The following is a 223-nucleotide window of genomic DNA, read 5'->3' on the forward strand; positions in this document are numbered from 1 at the left end:
GATTGCTACGCTGCCCGGGCACACGTATACGGATGCCGCGATTTTCCGTGCGGAGCAGGAGCGGATTTTCGAGCAGATGTGGTTCTGCGCGATCCGTTCGTCCGATCTGGATAAGGCGGGGGCGTGGAAGACGGTGCAGATCGGGCGGGAGTCCGTGCTGATCAGCCGGACGCGCAAGGGCGGGATCCGCGCGTTCTACAACATCTGCCGGCACCGCGGGGTG

The 223-nt window shown here is 64.6% G+C and carries 1 protein-coding gene; it reads left to right on the forward strand.

Annotation, left to right across the window (positions count from 1 at the left end; all coding sequences use genetic code 11):
- Position 1: 1 nt before the first annotated feature.
- Positions 2-223, forward strand: a 222-nt coding sequence (locus WFH44_RS21395; protein WP_336716669.1) for a Rieske 2Fe-2S domain-containing protein, incomplete at its 3' end; no start/stop codon positions are given.

Source organism: Arthrobacter sp. USHLN218 (assembly GCF_037144715.1).
In the GTDB taxonomy this organism is placed as follows: Bacteria; Actinomycetota; Actinomycetes; order Actinomycetales; family Micrococcaceae; genus Crystallibacter.